This is a genomic window from Citrobacter sp. TBCS-15, assembly GCF_005280815.1.
GTDB classification, from domain to species: Bacteria; Pseudomonadota; Gammaproteobacteria; order Enterobacterales; family Enterobacteriaceae; genus Citrobacter; species Citrobacter werkmanii.
This window is the reverse complement of sequence record NZ_SZWK01000301.1, coordinates 1-202: the sequence shown is the minus strand read 5'-3', so window position 1 is coordinate 202 and position 202 is coordinate 1. Positions and strand designations below refer to the sequence as shown.

Annotated in this window: 1 pseudogene; it reads left to right on the top strand. The window is 32.2% G+C overall.

The features are described 5' to 3' along the window. Window positions 1-202, top strand: a pseudogene (locus FDW96_RS25340) (hypothetical protein); the annotation flags it as partial.

Sequence of the window (202 nt, the reverse complement as noted above, 5' to 3'; positions counted from 1 at the left end):
AAAACTAAAAAACTATGAATTTACTTATGTTCCCTCACCAATCAAAAAAGGAAAAGATGATATTGAAGCCATGAGTATTATTCAGGGACAGTATCAAGACTTCATTGTCACGAAAACAGGTTATTTATTAAGTATGATTGAAATATCAGGCTTGAATTTAGACTTGTTAAACCCCGAAGAACAAGCTGATGTGTTCGATGAT